This window comes from [Actinomadura] parvosata subsp. kistnae (assembly GCF_900323885.1).
Classification (GTDB): domain Bacteria; phylum Actinomycetota; class Actinomycetes; order Streptosporangiales; family Streptosporangiaceae; genus Nonomuraea; species Nonomuraea composti.
This window is the reverse complement of the sequence record NZ_OOHJ01000033.1, coordinates 1-19,298: the sequence shown is the minus strand read 5'-3', so window position 1 is coordinate 19,298 and position 19,298 is coordinate 1. Positions and strand designations below refer to the sequence as shown.

Here is a 19,298-nt window from a genome sequence, read left to right as displayed (position 1 = left end):
TGAACGGAGCGGAGCATGCGCACGAAACGTACAAACCTCTGGTGGCTGGTGGTCGCCGTGATCGCGCTCGGCGCGGCGGTCGCGCCCGCCTCCGCGACCGCCGCCGGGCGGGCGGGCGAGCCGGGACCGGCCGCGGCGGCGCTGCGGTCCTTCGACGCGGTCACGACGGTGAACGAGCGCAAGGCGTGGAAGCACATGGCGCTGATCGGCGACCAGTACGCCATCTTCACCGACCGCGGCCTCGTCGAAGGGCCCGCGCCCATCAGGAAGAAGTGGCCGTTCCTGCCGAAGCGGTTCACCCGTGACGTCGACACGGCCGCGATCGCCTTCAGCGGCCCCGGCTTCCGCTGGCGGCACACCTGGACGAAGGGCACCCAGGCGATCACCTTCGAGGACGGCGGCCTCGTCAGCGGCCCCTTCCGGCTCCCGCTGCCGTACGACGGCCTGACCGACGTCAACGTCGGCGGCTCCGCGCAGATCCAGCACCTCGGGGTGCGCGGCGGGTCCGCCACGCCGCTGTTCGCCAAGGACTTCGAGATCCCGTCCCTGCCGCTGTACGGCTCGGCCTTCCTGCCCGCGCGGTTCCGCGCCGACGTGGACGACATCTCGCTGGAGTTCGAGAAGAACGCGCCGAAGTTCAGCTACTACAAGGGCAACGAGCGCGTCATCTTCGACGACCGCCGCGTCATCGAGCTGGTACGGCTCGACGTGAAATGGCCGTTCCTGAACGACTGGCGGCGCTCGCTCAGCCGGGCGGCACCAGGGCGGTGATCTGCGCCAGCTCCTCGGCGGTCGGCTCCCAGTCGCCGGCGGCCGCGTTGGCGAGCACCTGCTCCGGGCCGGTCGCGCCGGCGATCACCGACCCGCAGCCCGGCAGCGCGGCCAGCGCGCCGATGGCCACCTCCAGCAGGGAACGGCCGTGCTCGGCCGCCCACGTCGCCAGCGCCTCCACCCGGTCCAGCCGCTCCGGCGTGCGGAGGTGGGGCAGCCGCGCGATCCGCGACCCGGCGGGCGGCTCCTGCCCGCGCCGCGCCTTGCCGGTCAGCAGCCCGTGCGCCAGCGGGAAGTAGGGCAGGACGCCGACGCCGTGCCGCAGGGCCGCCGGCACCACCTCGCGCTCGGCGTCCCGCTCCAGCAGCGACCAGTGGGTCTGCGTCGAGACGAACGGCACGAGGCCGCCCGCCCTGGCCGCCTGCGCGGCCTCCCCGATCTGCTCCCCGGAGACGTTCGAGCTGCCGACGTAGCGCACCTTGCCCTCGCGGACCAGCTCGGTCAGGGCGGACAGCGTCTCCTCGATCGGGGTGACGCCGTCCGGCACGTGGTACTGGTACAGGTCGAGGTGGTCGGTGCGCAGCCGCCGCAGCGACCCCTCCACCGCCTGCCGGACGCCGGCCCGGCTGCCCGCCGCGTCCCTGACCGGGCCGCCGAACTTGGTGGCCAGCAGCACCCGGTCGCGGCGGCCGGCCAGCGCCTGGCCGAGCAGCTCCTCGGAGGCGCCGGCGGGCTCGCCGTACGACTCGGCGGTGTCGATGAGCGTGATGCCGGCGTCGATCGCCGCGTCCACCATCGCCCTGGTGCGGGCCAGGTCGACGCCCGCGCCGACGCGGTTGCAGCCCAGCCCGACGACCGACGTGCGCAGGTCCGAGTCACCCAGTGTCCTGTATCGCATGATCGGGAACCTCTCTCGGCTGATCGGCGGGGCCGGGGCCCCAGGTGACCGGCAGCCGGTCCACCCCGTACACCGCCATGCGGTCGCGGGTGGGCACCTCGGCTGCCGGAACGGCCAGACGCAGGTCGGGGAAGCGCTCGAACAGCGCGGTCAGGCCGATCCGCAGCTCCGCCCGGGCCAGGTGCTGCCCCAGGCAGTGGTGGACGCCGTGCCCGAAGGCCAGGTGGCCGGTCGCGGAGCGGGTGACGTCCAGGCGGTCGGGGTCGGGGAAGCGGCCGGGATCCCGGTTGGCCACCGGCAGCGACAGCACCACGGTCTCGCCGGCCGCGATGACGTGGCCGTCCAGCTCGACGTCCACCAGAGCGGTGCGCCGTACGTCGAACTGGAGGATCGACAGGTAGCGCAGCAGCTCCTCGACCGCCTCGTGCGGGTGCGCGGGCAGCAGGGCCCGCTGGGCGGGGTCGGTCAGCAGCACGAACGCCCCGAGCGCGAGCATGCTCGACGTGGGCAGGTGGCCGGTGGCCAGCAGCACCATGCCGAGGTTCGTGAGCTCCTCGCCGGTCAGGTCGCCGGTCGCGGCGGCGTGCGCCAGCAGCCCGCCCTCCGGCGGGTCCGCGAGGACGTCCCGGACCGTCGCCGTGATGGTCGTGACGGCCTCGAACACCTGCTCCGGGCGGGAGTCGAGGTCGTTCATGACGGCGGTGGCGGCCTGGATCCGGCCCCGTCCGTCCGCCGGGACGCCCAGCAGCTCGCAGATGACGAGCGCCGGGACCGGCATGGCGAACGCGGTGACGAGGTCGACCGGCCCGGTGCGGGCCGCCATGGCGTCGAGCGCCTGTGCCGTGTACCGCTCGATCGCCGGGATCAGCTCGGTGACGCGGCGCGGCCCGAAATGGTGGCTCAGCAGGCGGCGGAACCGCGTGTGCTCCGGCGGGTCCATGTGCGGGAAGATGCCGGGCTCGGCGGGCTCCAGAGGCTCGACGGCACGCTCGCCGCCGACCGGCTGGTGCAGCAGCTCGCGCCGGGTGCTGAAGCGCGGGTCCGCCAGGATCGCGCGGGTGACGGCGTAGCCGGTGGCCACCCATCCGCGGTGCCCGTCCGGGTAGGCCAGCCTGCTGAGCGCGGCCCGGCGCCGCAGCCCGGCGGGCGGGTCGAAGGGGGTGATCCGGTCGGTTTCCAAGGGCGGGTCGGTTGTCGATGGCTGGCCGTCGCTCATGGGTGGCCTCCCACCTGCGCGCCGTTGATCACAAACGAAGGGGATTATGCATGACAAATCAGGTAAATACCACCACTAGTAATTTTTGACCCACCCGATTTAGCATCGGCACCGCCGGCCCGCGGTCGGCGCTCCAGCGATTCCTCCAGCAGGCTCACGCCCCCAGCAGAGGTATGAATGGCACAGGTCGCGGTAGTCGGTGGCGGTCCGATCGGGCTCATGCTCGCGTGCGAGGTGGCCCTGCACGACGTGCCGGTGGTTGTGCTCGAACGGCTGCCGGACATCGAGCACCACCCCAAGGCCGAAGGCATCACCGGCCGGGCCATCGACATTCTCGACCGCCGCGGCCTCATGATCGGCGTCGACGGCGCCCCCGCCCGGCCGACGGACGAGGAGCGGGCCCGCATCGCCCTCGGGGAGCGGCGTCCCGACAGCCTGCAACCCAAGGCGTTCCCGGGCGCGCGGCACTTCGCCACGATGTTCGTGCTCCGCCCGGAATCCCCCGACCTGCTCGTGCCCCAGCAGGTACTGGAGCAGGACCTCGCCCGGCGGGCCGCGCAGCTCGGCGTCGAGGTACGGCGCGGCCACACGGTCACCGGCTTCACCCAGGACGCCGACGCGGTGCACCTGGACGTGGACGGCCCCGACGGGCCGTACCGGATGACGGCCGGCTGGCTGGCCGGCTGCGACGGCGGCCGCAGCACGATCCGCAAGCTGGCCGGCATCGCCTTCCCCGGCACCGACGGCATCACGACCGGCTACCGCGCCTTCGCCGAGATCGACGACCCCGGCTTCCACCTGCCCGGCTGGTTCCGCAAGGACAACGGGCTCCTGGTGTACGAGGAGGGGCCGCCCCGGTTCATCACCCTGGAGTTCATCGGCCCGCCGGCCAGCCGGGACGCGCCGATCACCCGGGAGGAGTTCCAAGCGGCGCTGCGCCGGCTCAGCGGCACCGACGTGACGGTCACCAAGATCCACAAGATCAACCGGTTCACCGACAACGAGCGCCAGGCCGAGACGTACCGCAGCGGGCGGGTCCTGCTGGCCGGCGACGCGGCCCACGTGCAGTCGCAGTGGAGCGGCCCCGGCCTGCGGCTCGGCCTGGGCGACGCCGTCAACCTCGGCTGGAAGCTGGCCGCCGTCGCGCGCGGCCAGTGCGAGGAGAGCCTGCTCGACACCTACACCTCCGAGCGGCACCCGGTCGGCGCGCAGACGCTGGAGATCCAGCGCGCCTCCATCGCGCTGATGCGCCCCGGCCCGCACGTGGACGCGCTGCGCCGGCTGTTCACCCACCTGCTGATGGACGAGCACACGAACCGCCGCCTGACCGCCGTGGTCGACGACCTGCACATCGAATACGACATGGGCGACCCGTCGCTGACCGGCCCGCTGGTCGGCCGCTACTGCCCCGACCTGCGGCTGAAGACCGCCGACGGCCCGGTACGGCTCGCCGAGCTGCAACGCACCGGGCGCCCGCTGCTGCTCGACCTCGCCGACGACCCCGGCCTGCGCGCCGTCGCCGAGCCCTGGTCCGGCCGCGTGGACGTGGTGAGCGCCGGCTGCGCCGACGCCCCGGCGGACGCGCTGCTCATCCGCCCGGACGGCTTCGTCGCCTGGAGCACGCCCGCCGGCGCGGCGTCCCTGACCGACGCCCTGGCGCGCTGGTTCGGCCCGCCCGCCCGCGCCGCGTGACCCCCATCACCAGACACAGCCTTTCCTGGAGGCCGGGATGACCGATGCCAAGCTGACCACCCTGCCCGCCTCGGCCCCGATCGACGCGGCGATCGAGGCGATCGAGGCCGCCGGAGCGGTGATCATCGAGGACTTCGTCGACGCCGACACGCTGAACGGCCTGTGGGAGGACCTGGGCCCGGCCCTGGAGAGCCAGGCCGACGGCGACGGCCGGCTCGTCGGCGAGAAGACCCGGATCCTGCCGGGCCTGGTCCGCCGCAGCGCCCACTCGGTCGCGATCATGCGGCAGCCGCACTTCCTCGGCAGCGCCCGGCACTTCCTGCAACGGCCCGTGCGCGCCTGGCTCGGCGAGCAACGCATCGAGTTCGTCCCCACGATCCAGCTCGGCATCTCGCGGGCGATCCAGATCCAGCCGGGCGTGCGACCACAGGGCCTGCACCGCGACGACACCGCCCACCTGCGCACCCATCCCGGGCCGGAGAGCCGCATGCAGGTCATGGTGGCCGCCAGCGCCTTCACCGAACGCAACGGCGCCACCCGCGTCGTCCCCGGCAGCCACCGCTGGGACGACGAGCGCGGGCCGCGCGACGACGAGGCGGTGCCCGCCGAGATGCGGCCCGGCTCCGCGCTGCTGTGGCTCGGCAGCACCTACCACGGCGCCGGCGCCAACCGCTCCGACGCGCCCCGCACCGGCCTGTCGTACGCCTACGACCTCGGCAACCTCCGCCAGGAGGAGAACCAGTACCTGTCCATACCCCTGGACGTGGTGCGCGGCTACCCCGAGGACATCCAGCGGCTGCTCGGCTACGAGGCCTGCCCGCCGATGTGCGGCCTGTACGAGCTGAGCGACCCGATGCTGCTGCTGCGCGACGGGTCGGGCGACCCCGTGGCCTCGGGGAAGGACTGAATGCGCACCTCCGGCACGTACCTGCGCAGCATCGGCGTCCACCTGCCGCCGGTCGTCACCATCGAGACGGCCGTCGCGCAGGGCCGCTACCCGGCGGACGAGGTGGAGCGGTTCGGCCTGATGGGCGCGGCCGTGGCCGGCGACGTGCCGGCACCCGAGCTGGGCCTGCGCGCCGCCCGGCAGGCGTTCGACCGCTCGGGCGGGCTGTCGCCGCGCGACCTCGACCTGCTGCTGTACTGCGACGTCTGGCACCAGGGCCCCGAGGGCTGGGCGCCGCAGTACTACCTGCAGCAGCATCTCACCGGCGGCCACGTCCCGGCCGTCGAGCTGCGGCAGGGCTGCTGCGGCCTGTTCAACGCCCTCCAGCTCGCCGCCGGCTACCTGCGGCCGGGCGGCTCCGCGCTGCTCGTCGGCGCCGACAACCACGGCACCCCGCTCGTCGACAGGTGGCGGATGATCGAGGGCACCGTGATGGGCGACGCCGGCTGCGCGCTGCTCCTCACCGCCGAAACCACCGGCACCGGCCTCGCGGAGCTGTGCTCCGTCAACGTGATCGTGCTGCCGGAGGCCGAGGCCGTCAACGACGGCGGCGTGCCCATGTGGCCGCCGGACGCGACCGTCGGCCGCCCCCTCGACTTCGCCGCCCGCAACCGCGAGTTCCGCAAGCGCCTGCTCGACGGCGACGGCGCCCGCGTCATGCTCGCCATCCAGACGACGATGATCGAGCTGGCCGACCGCACCCTCAAAGAGGCGGACATCACCCTCGACGACGTGGCCAAGGTCGCCTTCCCGCACGTACGCCGCGACGACGTCGAGCACCGCGGCGCCAACTGGTTCGGGCTCACCCTGGCCGACACCACCTGGGAGTACGGCGCCCGCGTCGGCCACCTCGGCGTCGGCGACCAGTTCGTCGCCCTGCACCACCTGCTCGCCACCGGCGCGCTGGCCCCCGGCGACCACGTGCTGCTCCTCGGGTTCGGCGCCGGCACCACCCTGGCCTGCGCCGTCCTGCGGATCCTGGACGTCCCGCCCGAGTACGCCAGCACGGCGCCGGACTGAAGGCGCCGGACCGAAGGGGCCGGACTGAACCTGTTCCAGCGAGCCAGGAGGCGACATGGAGACGGCGGACATGTACATCAGCGGCGTCGGCTCGTACCTGCCCGGCACCGTGGACGTGGCGCACGCGGTGGCGGCCGGCTGGTACCCGGCCGAGGAGGCCGAGCTGCACGGGATCGCCTCGGTCGCCGTCGCCGGTGACGTGCCGGCGCCGGAGATGGCGCTGCGGGCGTCCCGCACGGCGGTGGCCCGCAGCGGACGCTCCCCGACGGAGCTGGACCTGCTCCTCTACACCTCGACCTGGCACCAGGGGCCGGAAGGCTGGCCGCCGCAGGCGTACGTGCAGCGCCACCTCGTCGGCGACGGCGTCCTGTCCACCCAGCTCAAGCAGGGCTGCAACGGCATGTTCGCCGCCCTGGAGCTGGCCGCCAGCTACCTGCGGGCCGGGCCCGAACGGCAGGCGGCCCTGCTGGTCGCCGCCGACAACTACGGCACGCCCCTGGCCGACCGCTGGCGCATGCTGCCCGGAGCCATCGCCGGCGACGCGGCCGGCGCCCTCGTGCTCGACACCGAGCCCGGGTTCGCCCGGCTGGCGTCGGTGTGCACGATGTCGGTGTCGCAGGCCGAGGAGATGCACCGGTGCGCCGAGCCCCTCTTCCCGCCCGGCGTCACCGAAGGCCGCGAGCTGGACTTCGCCGCCCACAACGACACCTTCCGGCAGCGCGCCGTCGCCGGCGGCGAAGGCACCAAGGTGCTGGTGACGCTCGACGAGCGGATGGTCGAGGCGATCGACCGCGCCCTGTCCGAGGCAGGACTCAAAGCGGCCGACGTGACCCGCCTGACCTGCATGAACACCTCCCGCGAGATCGCCGAGCAGATCTGCGAGCACCGGCTGGGCATCCCGGCGGCCCGCTCGACCTGGGAGTTCGGCCGCACCATCGGCCACTGCGGGGCCAGCGACCAGGTGCTGGCCCTGGAGCACCTCGTCCGCGGTGGTGAGCTGCGGCCCGGCGACCACCTCCTGATGTTCGCCTACGGGCCCGGCGTCACCATCTCGGCCGCCGTCGTGGAAATACTCGAGTCGCCCGCGTGGTCGCGGGGAGGGGGCGCGTGATGGACCGACCGTCCGAAGCCATCGCCATCGTCGGGATCGGCTGCCGGCTGCCCGGCGGCGCGAACTCGGCGCAGGCGTACTGGAACCTGCTGGCCGAAGGGCGGGACACGAGCGGGCCGGCGCCCGCCGAACGCTGGCGCTCCTACGCCGACCGCGGCCCCTCCTACGCGGCGGCGGTGCGCCGCACGGTGCCGCGCGGCCACTTCCTCGACGACGTCGCCGGCTTCGACGCCGAGTTCTTCGGCCTCTCGCCGCGCGAGGTCGAGCTGATGGACCCGCAGCAGCGCCTGGTCATGGAGACCGCGTGGGAGGCGCTGGAGCACGCCGGGATCCCCGCCGGCGCGCTGGCCGGCACCGACGCCGGCGTGTACGTGGGCGTCTGCACCGGCGACTACGGGCACCGCATCCTGGAGGACCTGCCCGACATCGAGGCGTGGACCGGGATCGGCGCCGCCACGTGCGCGGTCGCCAACCGGGTCTCCTACGCGCTGGACCTGCGCGGCCCCAGCATGGCCGTCGACACCGCCTGCTCCGCCTCCCTCGTCGCCGTGCACCTGGCCGTGCAGGCGCTGCGCGCGGGGGAGACCGACCTCGCGCTGGCGGGCGGCGTCAACCTCATCCTGTCGCCCGGCGAGACCCTGACCCTGGACGCCGCCGGCACGCTCGCGCCCGACGGGCGCAGCAAGTCGTTCGACGCCGCCGCCGACGGCTACGGGCGCGGCGAGGGCGCCGCGGTCATCGTGCTCAAACGGCTGCGCGACGCCCAGCGCGACGGCGACCCGGTGCTCGCCACCATCCTCGGCAGCGCCGTCAACCAGGACGGCCACACCGCCGGCATCATGGCGCCGTGCGGGCAGGCGCAGGAGCACGTCATGCGCCGCGCGCTGCGCCAGGCCGGCGTCGACGCCCACTCCATCGGGTACGTCGAGGCGCACGGCACCGGCACCGCCGTCGGCGACCCCCTGGAGGCCGCCGCCCTCGGCGCCGTCTACGGTTCGGGCCGGCCGGCGGAGCGGCCGTGCCTGATCGGCTCGGCCAAGTCCAACATCGGCCACCTGGAGGGCGCCGCCGGCATCGCCGGCCTCATCAAGGCCGTCCTGGCGGTGCACCACGGCGAGATCCCGCCCAGCCGCCTCGACACCCCCAACCCGGCCATCGACTGGCCGGCCCTCGGCCTGCGCGTCACCACCGAGCCCACGGCCTGGCCCGACCCCGCGACGGAGCCCGAGCCCGCGACGGGGCGCGAGCGCGCTACGGGGCCTGAGCCCGCGATCGGGCGCGAGCCGACTGCCGCCTCCGCATCCACGCCCGGCCTCGCGTCCGCGACCAGCCCCGAGCCCGCGGCCGGCTCCGAGCCCGCAGCCGGCTCCGAGCCCGCGGCCGGCTCCGCGTCTGCGGATGGGCCCGCGACCGGAGCCGGGGCTGCGCAGCCGCGGCGGGCCGCCGTCTCGGCCTTCGGTTATGGGGGGACCGTCACGCACATCGTGATCGAGCAGGGGCCCGAGCCGGTGCCGCCGGTCGAAGGGCCCGCCGGGCGGTTGTTCCCGGTGTCGGGGGCGTCGCGGGCGGCGTTGCGTCAGAGCGCGGCCGACCTCGCCGGCGTCGTCGGCCAGGTGCCGGTGGCGAGCCTCGGGCACACCCTCGCGCTGCGCCGCACCCACCTGCCGCACCGCGCGGTGGTGGCCGCGGCCGACGAGGCCGCGCTCGCCCGGGGGCTGCGCAGGCTCGCGGCCGGCACCCCCGACGACGCCGTGACCACGGGACGCCTCCTCGCCGACCCCGGCCCCGGCCCGGTGTTCGTCTTCTCCGGGCACGGCTCGCAGTGGGCCGGCATGGGGCGGGAGCTGCTGGCGTCCGAGCCGGCGTTCGCCCGCGTCATCGACGAGCTGGAGCCGGTGTTCGCCGACGAGATCGGGTTCTCGCCCAGGGAGGCGCTCAGCGGGGGAGACCTGACCGAGGTGGGTCGCGTCCAGACCATGATCTTCGCGATGCAGCTCGGCCTGGTCGAGGTGTGGCGCGAGTACGGGGTGCGCCCGCACGCCGTGATCGGCCATTCGGTCGGCGAGATCGCCGCCGCCGTGACGGCCGGCGCGCTGAGCCGCCTCGACGGCGCCCGGCTGATCTGCCGGCGCTCCCGCCTGCTGCGCCGGGTCGCGGGGCGGGGCGCGATGGCGATGGCGCGGCTGCCGTTCGCCGAGGCGGAGCGCCGCCTGGCGGACCGGCCGGGCGTCGTCGCCGCGATCGCGTCCTCGCCCGGCTCCACCGTCGTCTCGGGCGATCCGGACGCCGTGGCCGAGGTGCTGGCGGCCTGGCTGGAGGAGGGCATTCCGACCCGCCGGGTCGCCTCGGACGTCGCCTTCCACGGCCCGCAGATGGACGCGCTCCTCGCGGACTTGAAGGAGGCCGCGGCGGACCTGACCCCCGCCGTCCCTGACCTCACCGTCTACTCGACCGCCCTGGACGACCCGCGCGCGAGGCCCGCCTACGACGGCGCCTACTGGGCGGTCAACCTGCGCCACCCGGTCCGGCTGGCCGGCGCGATCGCCGCCGCCGCGGCCGACGGCTACCGCGCGTTCATCGAGATCTCCGCGCACCCCGTCGTCACCCACTCCGTCCTGGAGACACTGAACGAGGCCGGCCACGAGGACGACGTGTTCGTGGGCGCGTCGCTGCGCCGCAACCGTCCCGGCCAGGCGTCCCTGCTGAACGCCGTCGCCGCCGCCCACTGCGCCGGCCTCGGCGTCGACTGGCGCCGGCTGCAGCCGTCCGGCGGCCCGGCCGCGCTTCCCGCCTACCCGTGGCAGCGCCGCCGGCACTGGCGCGAGCCGTCGCCGCCCGACGCGGGCGGGCGCGGCCACGACCCGGGCACGCACACGCTGCTCGGCGACCACGTCGATCTCGCCGGGACGGACGTGCGGCTGTGGCGCACCGTCCTGGACGACCACCTCCGGCCCTACCCGGGCAGCCACGCGATCGAGGGCGTGGAGATCGTGCCGGCCGCCGTCCTCGCGGTCACCTTCCTGGCCGCCGCCGGCACGGAGGCGCTGGCCGGCGTGACGATGTCGGCCCCGCTGCTGACCGCCGACCGCCGCGAGATCCAGGTCGTACGCCAGGGCGACGAGCTACGCCTGGCCGCCCGCACCACGGCCGAGCCCGACGCCGCCTGGCAGGTGATCACCACGGCCCGCATCCCCGCCGCGCAGGGCCGGCCCCCGGCACCTCCGACGCCCCCGTCGCAGCCGCTAGCCCCGGCGGATCCCGGGCTGGTCATGAGCCGGCTCGCCGCCGTCGGGGTGCCGGACACCGGGTTCGGCTGGACCGTCGAGGAGCTGTGGCGCGGGCACGGTGCCCTGCGCGCCCGCGTCCGCTGCGGCGCCGCCGCCACCTGGGCGCCCGTCCTGGACGCGGCCATGTCGGTGGCGCCCAGCGCGTTCCCCGGCGACCCGCTGCTGCGCATGGTGACGAACGTCGAGCACCTGGTCACCACCGGTGAGCCGCCGGAAACGGTCACCATCGAGGTGTGGCTCGACCAGGAGGAACCGGACACGGTGCAGGTGCGGATCACCGACGGCACCGGCGCCGCCGTCGCCTGGCTCACGGGGCTGCGGTACCCGGTGATCGACCGACCGGCCCCCTCGGCGAACGGCGACGGCGGCGGGGACCGGCTCGCCGAGTCCTTCGCCGACCTGGATCCGGCGCGGCTGCGCACGTTCCTGATCGAGGAGGTCGGCGCGCAGATCGCCAAGGAGATGCGGCTCGCCCCCGCCGACCTGTCGCCGCACCGGCCGCTGATCGAGCAGGGCCTGGACTCGGTGATGACGGTGGTCGTGCGGCGGCGGCTGGAGCAGCGGTTCCGGTGCTCGCTCCCGGCCACGCTGCTGTGGGCGAAGCCGACCGTCGCCGCGGTCGCCGACCACATCGCCGGGGTGGTGTCCGCCCCGAACGGAGCCACGCGATGACCCAGACTCCCATGCCCACCTTTCCCATGAAGCGGAGCTGCCCGCTCGCGCCGCCGGACGAGTACCGGCGGATGCGCGACACCGCGCCGGTCGTGCGGGCCGCCCTGCCCAACGGCGCTCCGGTCTGGGCCGTCACCCGTTACGCCGAGGCGCGCCGGATCCTCAGCGACCCGAGGATCAGCTCGAACACCGGCCGCCCCGAGCGCCCGCGCGGCCCCGACGACGACCGTCCCGACGACGGCTTCTTCGTCGACCTGGACCCGCCGGAGCACAGCCGGTTCCGGCGGCTGCTGATCCCGGAGCTGGGCGCCCGCCCGATGGCGGCCATGCGACCGGCCATCCAGTCCATCGCCAACAGGGCGATGGACGAGCTGCTGGAGGCGGGCCCGCCCGCCGACCTCGTCGCCCGGTACGCGCGCCTGGTCCCGGCGCGCGTGCTGTGCGCGCTGTTCGGCGTCCCGGAAGCCGACCACGGCTTCTTCGAGTCGCGGCTGCGCAGGTTGTCGGTGACGAGCATGGATCCGAGCGTGGCGGCGCAGGCGTCCAAGGACGTGCGCGGCTACCTGCGCGACCTCGTCGGCGACGCGGGCAACCGGCCGGACGACGGCATGATCCGGCGGCTGGCGGCCAGGCACCTGCCCACCGGCGAGCTGACCACGGACGAGCTGGTCAACATGGGCTTCCTCATGCTGCTCGCCGGCTACGACTCACCGGCGAACACGATCTCCCTCGGCGTGCTCACGCTGCTGCGGCACCCGGCGCAGCTCGCCGCGCTGCGCGCCGACCCCGGCCTGCTGCCCGGCGCGGTCGAGGAGCTGCTGCGCTTCCACTCGGTGCAGGACTGGGTCAGCTTCGACCGGGTCGCGGCCGCCGACATGGAGGTCGGCCCGGCCCGGATCCGCGCCGGTGACCGTCTGACGGTGCTGGCGGCGTCCGCCAACCGGGACGAGCGCGCGTTCGAGAACCCGGACGCGTTCGACATCCGCCGCCAAGCCCGCCATCACCTCGCCTTCGGCCACGGCGTGCACCAGTGCGTCGGCGCCAACCTGGCGCGCGCCGAGCTGGAGACGGCCGTCGGCACGCTGCTGGCCCGCCTGCCGGCGCTGCGCCTGGCGGTCCCGTTCGAGGAGCTGCCGTTCGCCCACGACGCCCCGTTCTTCGGCCCGCACGAGCTGCCCGTCACCTGGTGACCCGCCGCACGCGCCGCCGGTGACGCGCCTCACGCGCCGGCGACGTGGGCGTCCTCGGCGGCGTAGGGGAACCAGACGTCGGGGCCGTGGCGGGCGACCAGATCGGGGAAGACGTCCGGCCAGCCGCCGCCGCGCGCCCGCGCCCGCTCGACGGCGGGGACGGCCCACTCGATGGTCTGGCGCAGCGCGTCGTCGTAGGAGAGGGCGGGCCGGTAGCCGAGCTCGGCCCGTACCCGGTCGGTGCTGAACACGATCGGCTCCGGCACGTTCCACGGGTGGAAGCCCAGGCCGTCGGGCCGCGACGGGCCCGCGAACGTGACGATCTCCGCCTCGTGCCCCATCACGGCGAACACCCGGGCGGCGACCTCGGCGACGGTCAGCGGGTCGTCGGCGACGTTCAGCACCCGGGCCGCCGGTTTCAGCGCGCACAGGTGGACGATCTCGGCCACGTTCGCGACGGCCGAGGTGGGGAAGCGGCTCAGCCCGTCCTGGGCGAGCACGACGTACGGCCGCCGGTCGAGCGCCCGCTTGATGAACGACCAGTGGTCCAGCGACCTGCCGTGCGGCCCGTGCAGCACGCCCGTGCGCAGGATGCTGACCGGCAGGCCGGGCGTGGCCAGCAGGCAGCGCTCCAGCGCCGCCTTCCCCGACGGATAGTCGTGGGCCTCGCGCTCGACGGTCGGCCACGTCTCCGGGATCGGCACCGGCAGGCCCGGCGCCTGGTAGACCGCCCCGGTCGAGATGACGACGAGCGAGCCGACGCGGCCGGCCAGCCGGGCGAGCTGCGTGCCGTGGTAGGGGGTGAAGGCGACGGTGTCGACGACCAGGTCGTGGCCGTCGAGCGCGCCGAGCAGCGCCTCGGTGTCGTTCCGGTCCACCTGTAAGGACGTCGCCCCGTCGGGCAGCTCGCCCGCCGGGAGGGGACGGCGGTGACCGAGGGTCACCGCGTAGCCGGCGGCGACGAGCCGCGCGGCCGTGGCCCGGCCGATCTGCCCGGTGCCCCCGATGATGAACGCGCTGCGGTCGTGAACCGTCACCAGTTGATCTTAACCCGCGGCTTCCCGCCGGGCACCTGGTACGGTGCTCGGCGAGCACGGCGACAACGTTAAGGGGAGGCCATGCAGGCGTCGGAACTCAAGCGCGCGGCGGCCACGGCCCGCTCGATCGCCTCCTCGCTCGGTCTGGCGGCCGACGAGGCGATCGTCCTGCAGGATTCCAACAAGCTGACCCTGCGTCTGCTGCCGTGCGACACCCTGGCCCGGGTGGCGCCCGCGGCGGAGCAGGTCGCGCAGTTCGAGGTGGACGTGGCGGGCCGGCTGGCCGCTTCCGGCAGCCCCGTGGCCGCGCTCGACCCCCGGGTCGAGCCGCGCATCTACGAGCGCGACGGCTTCGTGGTGACGCTGTGGACCTACTACGAGCCCGTGACCCCGGCCGAGATCCCGCCGGACGAGTTCGCCAAGGCGCTGCGCCGGCTGCACGCCGGCCTGCGCGCGGTGGACGTCCCGATGCCGCACTTCACCGAACGCGTCGGGCAGGCCCGCGCCCTCCTGGCCGACCGCGACCGCACCCCGGCGCTCCCCGACGCGGACCGGGAGCTGCTCGCCGGCACGCTGCGCGACCTCGGCCGGTCCATCGCCGCGCGCGGCGCCCCCGAGCAGCCGCTGCACGGCGAGCCGCACCCGGGCAACCTGCTCGCGACCGCCGAGGGGCCGCTGTTCATCGACCTGGAGACGTGCTGCGTCGGGCCGGTCGAGTTCGACCTCGCGCACGCGCCGGAAGCGGTCGCCGGCCACTACCCGGGCCTCGACGAGGGCCTGCTGCGCGACTGCCGCTCGCTCATGCTGGCGATCATCACGACGTGGCGCTGGGACCGCGACGACCAGCTCCCCGACGGCCACCGCCTCGGCCGGGAGTGGCTCGCCCAGCTCCGGACGGCCCTCGCCCACGGTTGAGCACCCCGCGTCGCGGTGGTGTGGCGCACGTCACTGTCACAAGAACCGGCCCGTCGGCATCTCGTGGCTGTCAAGCGCACACACCACCGCACAGCGGAAGGACCGTCATGAGCACGACTTTGGACACCCTTCGCCACGACTTCTCGGGCGACGTCATCGAGCCGGGCACCCCGGAGTACGCGCAGGCCGCCCGCACGATGCTGACCTCCGGCAGCCCCGCCGTCGTGCTGCGCCCGGCCGGTGTCGAGGACGTGCGGGCCGCGGTCAGGTTCGCCGCCGGGTCGGGGCTGCCCCTGTCGGTACGCGGCGGCGGCCACGCCTTCGCCGGGTTCGGCACCAACGACGGCGGCATCGTGATCGACCTCGCCCGGCTGGCCGGCGTGGAGATCGTCGACAAGGACCGTCACCTGGTGCGGATCGGCGGCGGCGCCACCTGGGGCGCGGTCGCCGACGCCCTGGCCCCGCACGGCCTGGCCATCTCCTCCGGCGACACCAGGAGCGTCGGCGTCGGCGGCCTGACGTTGTCCGGCGGCATCGGCTGGAAGGTCAGGAAGCACGGCCTGGCCCTGGACAGCCTGGTCGCCGCCGAGGTCGTCACCGCCGACGGCCGGCTCGTGCGGGCCGACGCCGGGCACGACCCCGACCTGTGGTGGGCGCTGCGCGGCGGCGGCGGCAACTTCGGCGTCGTCACCGCATTCGAGTTCAGCGCGCACCCCACCACCGACGTGTTCCACGGCCGGATCACCTTCCCGGCCGCCGAGCTGCCCGGCGTGCTGCGCGGCTGGGCGGACCACCTGCGGACCGCCCCGGAGGAGCTCACCTCGATCGCCGCGTTCGCCAACCCGTTCGCCGGCGGCGCCGAGGCGCCGGTGGAGATCCAGCTCACCTTCGACGGCGACGACCCCCGCCTCGCCGCCCGGGCCATCGACCCGATCCGCGCCCTCGGCACGGTGCTGACCGACGACGTGACGCTCCGCCCGTACGGGGACGTCCTGGTGGAGGGCGTGGCCGCGCCGCCCGGCGTGCGGCTCGTGACCCGCAGCGCGTTCACCGGCGGGGAGCAGGTGCCGGCGGTCCTCCGCATCCTGGCCGAGACCGGGGCGGTGCAGGGGTCGCCGTTCGTCGCCGTGCGCAGCCTCGGCGGGCGGTGGCGCGCGTCCCCGAGCAGGCCACCGCCTTCGCCCACCGGCAGGCCGAGCTGATGGTCGTGACCACCACCGCGGGCCCGCCGCCCGTCGTCGAGGCCGCCCGCCCCGCGCTCGACGCGCTGTGGGCCAGGCTCGCGCCGCACGTCGGCGGCGCCTACGCCAACTTTCTCGCCACCGCAGGCGAGGACGACGTCGCCGCCGTCTACCCCGCCGCCACCCACCGGCGCCTGGCCGCGATCAAGCGCCGGTACGACCCGCGCAACCTGTTCGCCGGCAACCACAACGTCCGCCCTCAGTAGCCGCGGACGACGGTGCTGGACGGCCGCCTGCCCAGCCGCGCCCACCGGGCCAGCAGCAGGGCCAGGCCGGCCAGCCCGTCCAGGGCCAGCAGCCCCCAGCTCATCCCCGTGAACAGGTGCACCTGCGTCTGGGTGACGCCGCGCAGCTCGCCGAGGCGGACGATCGCCAGCCACTGGGACGGGGTGCCGGTCAGGATCAGGGTCAGCCACACGGCCACGGTCTGGGAGGCGTCCCACAGGGCGTGCAGCAGCACCACCACGGCGTACCAGCCGAGCAGCGCGCGGCTCGGCCGCAGGTGGGGGCGGCCAGTGCCGGGGTGGCCGGAGCTGAGGTAGTCAGTGCCGAGGTGGCCCGTGCCGAGGGAGCCCGTGCCGAGGTGGCCCGGGCGGGTGCGCGCGGCCGTCGCGAACAGCACGCCGCCGAGCAGCGCCGTCCACAGGCCGTGCCCGACCGGGGCGAGCACCGCCCGCAGCGCCTCCGTCTCGACGAGGTCGAGCAGCGACAGGCCGCTGGAGGTGAACAACGCGTTGAAGGCGTACCCGGCGCTCTCGAACGCGGCGAAGCCGAAGCCCACGGCCGCGCCGAGCACCATGCCGTCGCGGGCGCCGTACCAGGGCAGGCGTCGGGCCAGCAGCCACAGCACGGCCAGCTTGACGCCCTCCTCGATCGCGCCGATGGCCAGGTAGCCCCAGCTCGACATGTGCGTGAGCAGCGCCGACTCCAGCAGCGAGGCGCCGAGGACGCCCAGCACGCCGCCGTACACGAACGCGGTGAAGATCCGCTGCGCGGTGATCACCTCGTCGGCGCGGCGGAAGGCGAAGGTGACGAACGTGACCGGCACCAGGAAACTGCCGACCAGGATGATCGTCGGCACCAGGTTGGCGTTCCCGGTGACGAACGTGACCACCACGGTCGCCACCCACAACGCGAGCCCGCCGAAGAAGATCCGCACCCAGCTCGGGCCGGAGCGCGGCGGCGTCAGCTCGCGGGCGAACGGGAGGTCGGGGGAGACGGCAGGTCGGGAGTGCATCGCGGGCTCCTTCCGCAAGCGTTCAGTGCTTCCCGATCAGGATCCTGCGCGGCCGCCGCGGTGTCGTCCCGGCCAGCGGCCATCCCGGCTACCGGCTGGCTGGAATCTTCCGATCCCGGTCAGCCCCCGGTGACGGGCAGATCGGCGTCCAGGGTGGTGCCCTGACCGGGCGGGCTGTCCACGCGGACGGTGCCGCCCAGCGCCTCGACCCGGTCGGCCAGCCCGAGCAGCCCCGAGCCGGAGCCGGAGGCGGTGGCGCCGCCGGCGCCGTCGTCGCGCACCCGCAGCCGCAACCGCCCGTCCTCCAGGCGCGCCCGCACCGTCGCCACGCTCGCGCGGGCGTGCTTGGCGGTGTTGGTGAGCGCTTCGGAGACCACGTAGTACGCGGCCACCTCGACGGGCTCCGGCAGCCGGCCGGGCACCTCCACGTCCAGCTCGACCGGCACCGGGCTGCGGCGGGCCAGCGCCTTCAACGCGGGGCCCAGCCCGGCCTCGCTGAGGATGGCCGGGTGGATGCCGCGCGAGATCTCGCGCAGCTCGTCCACCGCCTCGCCGAGCGCGTCGGCCAGCCGGTCGAGCGGCTCGGCGAGCTCCGGACGGTCCGGCGGCGACGTCGCCTGGATGGCCCGCACCTCCAGGACGAGCGAGACCAGCCGCTGCTGGATGCCGTCGTGCAGGTCGCGCTCGATGCGGCGGCGGGCCTGGTCGGCGGAGGCGACGATCCGGGAGCGGGAGGCGGCCAGCTCCGACCGCTGCCGGGACAGGGTGGCCGCCATCGTGTTGAAACCGCGTTGCAGCACGCCGATCTCGCCGGCGCCGCGCTCGGGCACGCGGGCCTGGAGGTCGCCGTCCGCGAGCTGCCGGGTGGCGCCGGCCAGCCGCCGTACCGGGGCGACGACCGCGCGGGCCAGGTAGTGCGAGTAGGCGCCGATCAGGACCACCGACGCGATCAGGCCCGCCACCCCCACCGCGGTCGCGCGCTGGGCCGCGGCGTCCGAGCGCCGCTGCTCGGCCCGCGCCGACCCCAGCGCGGCCGTCACGAGCGCGTCGAAGTCCGCGCGCAGCGCGTCCACGCGGCGCTTGCCCTCCTCGGCGCGCGCCGTCCCCGTCGCGCCCGGATCGCGGCGCTCGCCCTCCTTCGCGCGCGGCGTCCCCGTCGCGTCCGGGTCGCGGCGCAGAGCCTCCACCAGGGGGACGGTGTAGTCGTCGATGTACGAGTCGCCCGCCGCCGTGATCTTCTCGGCCAGGGCGCGCTCGGCGGGGATGCCGGCCACCAGCCGCTCCATCGCGCTCGCCTGCCCGGGGAAGGTGTCGATGGCCGCCTGCCAGGGCTGCAGGAAGCTCCCCTCGCCGGTGAGGGCGAAGCCGCGCTGGCCCGTCTCCATGTCGATGATCAGCCGTTCCAGCCGGTTGGCCAGCGTCAGGACCTCCGCCGAGCGCTGCTCGCGCAGCCGGGCGTCACGCAGGTCGCCGATCGAGGCCAGCAGCACCGCGAACGCGCCGCCCACGATCAGCGCGAGCACGGCGCCCGCCATCACCGTGCGCAGGGTCAGGCCGCGGGCGGCCCGTTCCGCGCCGGCCGTGACCCGCCCAGCTTCATGCCCGGAGTGTACCGATCGTCGGCCGGGTCCGATAATGCGTGACATGACCGATACGCAGGTGGTTCTCGCCGACGACGACGTGCTGCTGCGCGAAGGGCTGGCCAGCTTACTGACGCGCTCCGGCCTGAACGTCGTCGGGCAGGCCGGCGACGCCACCCAGCTCCTCGACCTCGTCCGCGAGCGGCGGCCGGAGCTCGTCATCGTCGACATCCGGATGCCGCCCACCAACACCGTAGAAGGGCTGCGCGCCGCCGCCCAGATCCGCGAGCGCCACCCCGGCGTCGGCATCCTGGTCCTGTCGGCGCACGCCGAGACCGAGCACGCCATGCGCCTGCTCGCCGGTGGCGGCGGGATCGGCTACCTGCTCAAGAGCCGCGTCACCGACGTCGCCGACTTCGTCGACACGGCGCGCCGCATCGCCAGGGGCGGCTCCGTCGTGGACCCGGCGCTGGTGCAGGAGCTGG

The 19,298-nt window shown here is 74.9% G+C and carries 16 protein-coding genes; 11 read left to right on the top strand and 5 right to left on the bottom strand.

The window, feature by feature from the left end; translation table 11 throughout:
* Positions 1-15: 15 nt before the first annotated feature.
* Positions 16-771, top strand: coding sequence for a hypothetical protein (locus KIS93_RS61320; RefSeq protein ID WP_155126903.1), 756 nt, complete (start codon positions 16-18; stop codon positions 769-771).
* On the opposite strand, the gene KIS93_RS61315 is transcribed toward KIS93_RS61320, so the two are convergent.
* Together KIS93_RS61315 and KIS93_RS61310 are read right to left on the bottom strand one after the other, a co-directional pair.
* Complete coding sequence (locus tag KIS93_RS61315; protein WP_080038162.1) at positions 746-1,669, bottom strand: aldo/keto reductase; 924 nt, start codon at positions 1,667-1,669, stop codon at positions 746-748. The genes KIS93_RS61320 and KIS93_RS61315 overlap by 26 nt on opposite strands.
* Positions 1,647-2,885 (bottom strand): cytochrome P450, encoded by a 1,239-nt coding sequence (locus KIS93_RS61310; protein WP_080038163.1) that lies wholly within the window; start codon positions 2,883-2,885, stop codon positions 1,647-1,649. The genes KIS93_RS61315 and KIS93_RS61310 overlap by 23 nt, the downstream gene beginning before the upstream one ends.
* 177 nt (positions 2,886-3,062) lie before the next feature.
* On the opposite strand from KIS93_RS61310, the gene KIS93_RS61305 reads away from it, so the two are divergent.
* Genes KIS93_RS61305 through KIS93_RS61275 form a run of 6 tightly spaced genes read left to right on the top strand, consistent with a single transcriptional unit; the run spans position 3,063 to position 12,803 of the window.
* On the top strand, positions 3,063-4,577 hold the full coding sequence (locus KIS93_RS61305; protein WP_080038164.1) for an FAD-dependent monooxygenase: 1,515 nt from the start codon (positions 3,063-3,065) through the stop codon (positions 4,575-4,577).
* A gap of 37 nt (positions 4,578-4,614) precedes the next feature.
* Entirely contained in the window at positions 4,615-5,484 is an 870-nt protein-coding gene (locus KIS93_RS61300; RefSeq protein ID WP_080038165.1) for a phytanoyl-CoA dioxygenase family protein, read from the top strand.
* Positions 5,485-6,543, top strand: a complete 1,059-nt coding sequence (locus KIS93_RS61295) for a ketoacyl-ACP synthase III family protein (RefSeq protein ID WP_080038166.1) — start codon at positions 5,485-5,487, stop codon at positions 6,541-6,543. It abuts the gene before it with no gap.
* Positions 6,544-6,598: 55 nt separating this feature from the next.
* Positions 6,599-7,654, top strand: a complete 1,056-nt coding sequence (locus KIS93_RS61290; RefSeq protein WP_080038167.1) for a ketoacyl-ACP synthase III family protein — start codon at positions 6,599-6,601, stop codon at positions 7,652-7,654.
* A complete protein-coding gene (locus KIS93_RS67105; protein ID WP_230466109.1) occupies positions 7,654-11,613 on the top strand; it encodes a type I polyketide synthase in 3,960 nt (1,319 codons plus the stop codon). The genes KIS93_RS61290 and KIS93_RS67105 overlap by 1 nt, the downstream gene beginning before the upstream one ends.
* Complete coding sequence (locus KIS93_RS61275) at positions 11,610-12,803, top strand: cytochrome P450 (RefSeq protein WP_080038168.1); 1,194 nt, start codon at positions 11,610-11,612, stop codon at positions 12,801-12,803. Before KIS93_RS67105 ends, KIS93_RS61275 begins: the two co-directional genes overlap by 4 nt.
* Positions 12,804-12,832: 29 nt before the next feature.
* On the opposite strand, the gene KIS93_RS61270 is transcribed toward KIS93_RS61275, so the two are convergent.
* Complete coding sequence (locus KIS93_RS61270; RefSeq protein ID WP_080038169.1) at positions 12,833-13,840, bottom strand: NAD-dependent epimerase/dehydratase family protein; 1,008 nt, start codon at positions 13,838-13,840, stop codon at positions 12,833-12,835.
* Positions 13,841-13,921: 81 nt separating this feature from the next.
* On the opposite strand from KIS93_RS61270, the gene KIS93_RS61265 reads away from it, so the two are divergent.
* The 3 genes from KIS93_RS61265 (at position 13,922) to KIS93_RS64215 (ending at position 16,202) form a co-directional block, all read left to right on the top strand.
* Positions 13,922-14,755, top strand: a complete 834-nt coding sequence (locus KIS93_RS61265) for a phosphotransferase (RefSeq protein WP_080038170.1) — start codon at positions 13,922-13,924, stop codon at positions 14,753-14,755.
* Between the two features lie 107 nt (positions 14,756-14,862).
* A complete protein-coding gene (locus tag KIS93_RS61260) occupies positions 14,863-15,957 on the top strand; it encodes an FAD-binding oxidoreductase (RefSeq protein WP_222108175.1) in 1,095 nt (364 codons plus the stop codon).
* On the top strand, positions 15,903-16,202 hold the full coding sequence (locus tag KIS93_RS64215; protein WP_222108174.1) for a BBE domain-containing protein: 300 nt from the start codon (positions 15,903-15,905) through the stop codon (positions 16,200-16,202). Before KIS93_RS61260 ends, KIS93_RS64215 begins: the two co-directional genes overlap by 55 nt.
* On the opposite strand, the gene KIS93_RS61255 is transcribed toward KIS93_RS64215, so the two are convergent.
* Positions 16,196-17,233, bottom strand: a complete 1,038-nt coding sequence (locus KIS93_RS61255) for a PrsW family intramembrane metalloprotease (RefSeq protein WP_080038172.1) — start codon at positions 17,231-17,233, stop codon at positions 16,196-16,198. The genes KIS93_RS64215 and KIS93_RS61255 overlap by 7 nt on opposite strands.
* 119 nt (positions 17,234-17,352) lie before the next feature.
* Positions 17,353-18,768: a CHASE3 domain-containing protein gene (locus KIS93_RS61250; protein WP_246005572.1), complete on the bottom strand. Its 1,416-nt coding sequence runs from the start codon at positions 18,766-18,768 to the stop codon at positions 17,353-17,355.
* Positions 18,769-18,877: 109 nt separating this feature from the next.
* Here KIS93_RS61250 and KIS93_RS61245 point away from each other — a divergent pair.
* On the top strand, positions 18,878-19,298 hold a 421-nt coding region (locus KIS93_RS61245; protein WP_186405161.1), incomplete at its 3' end, for a response regulator.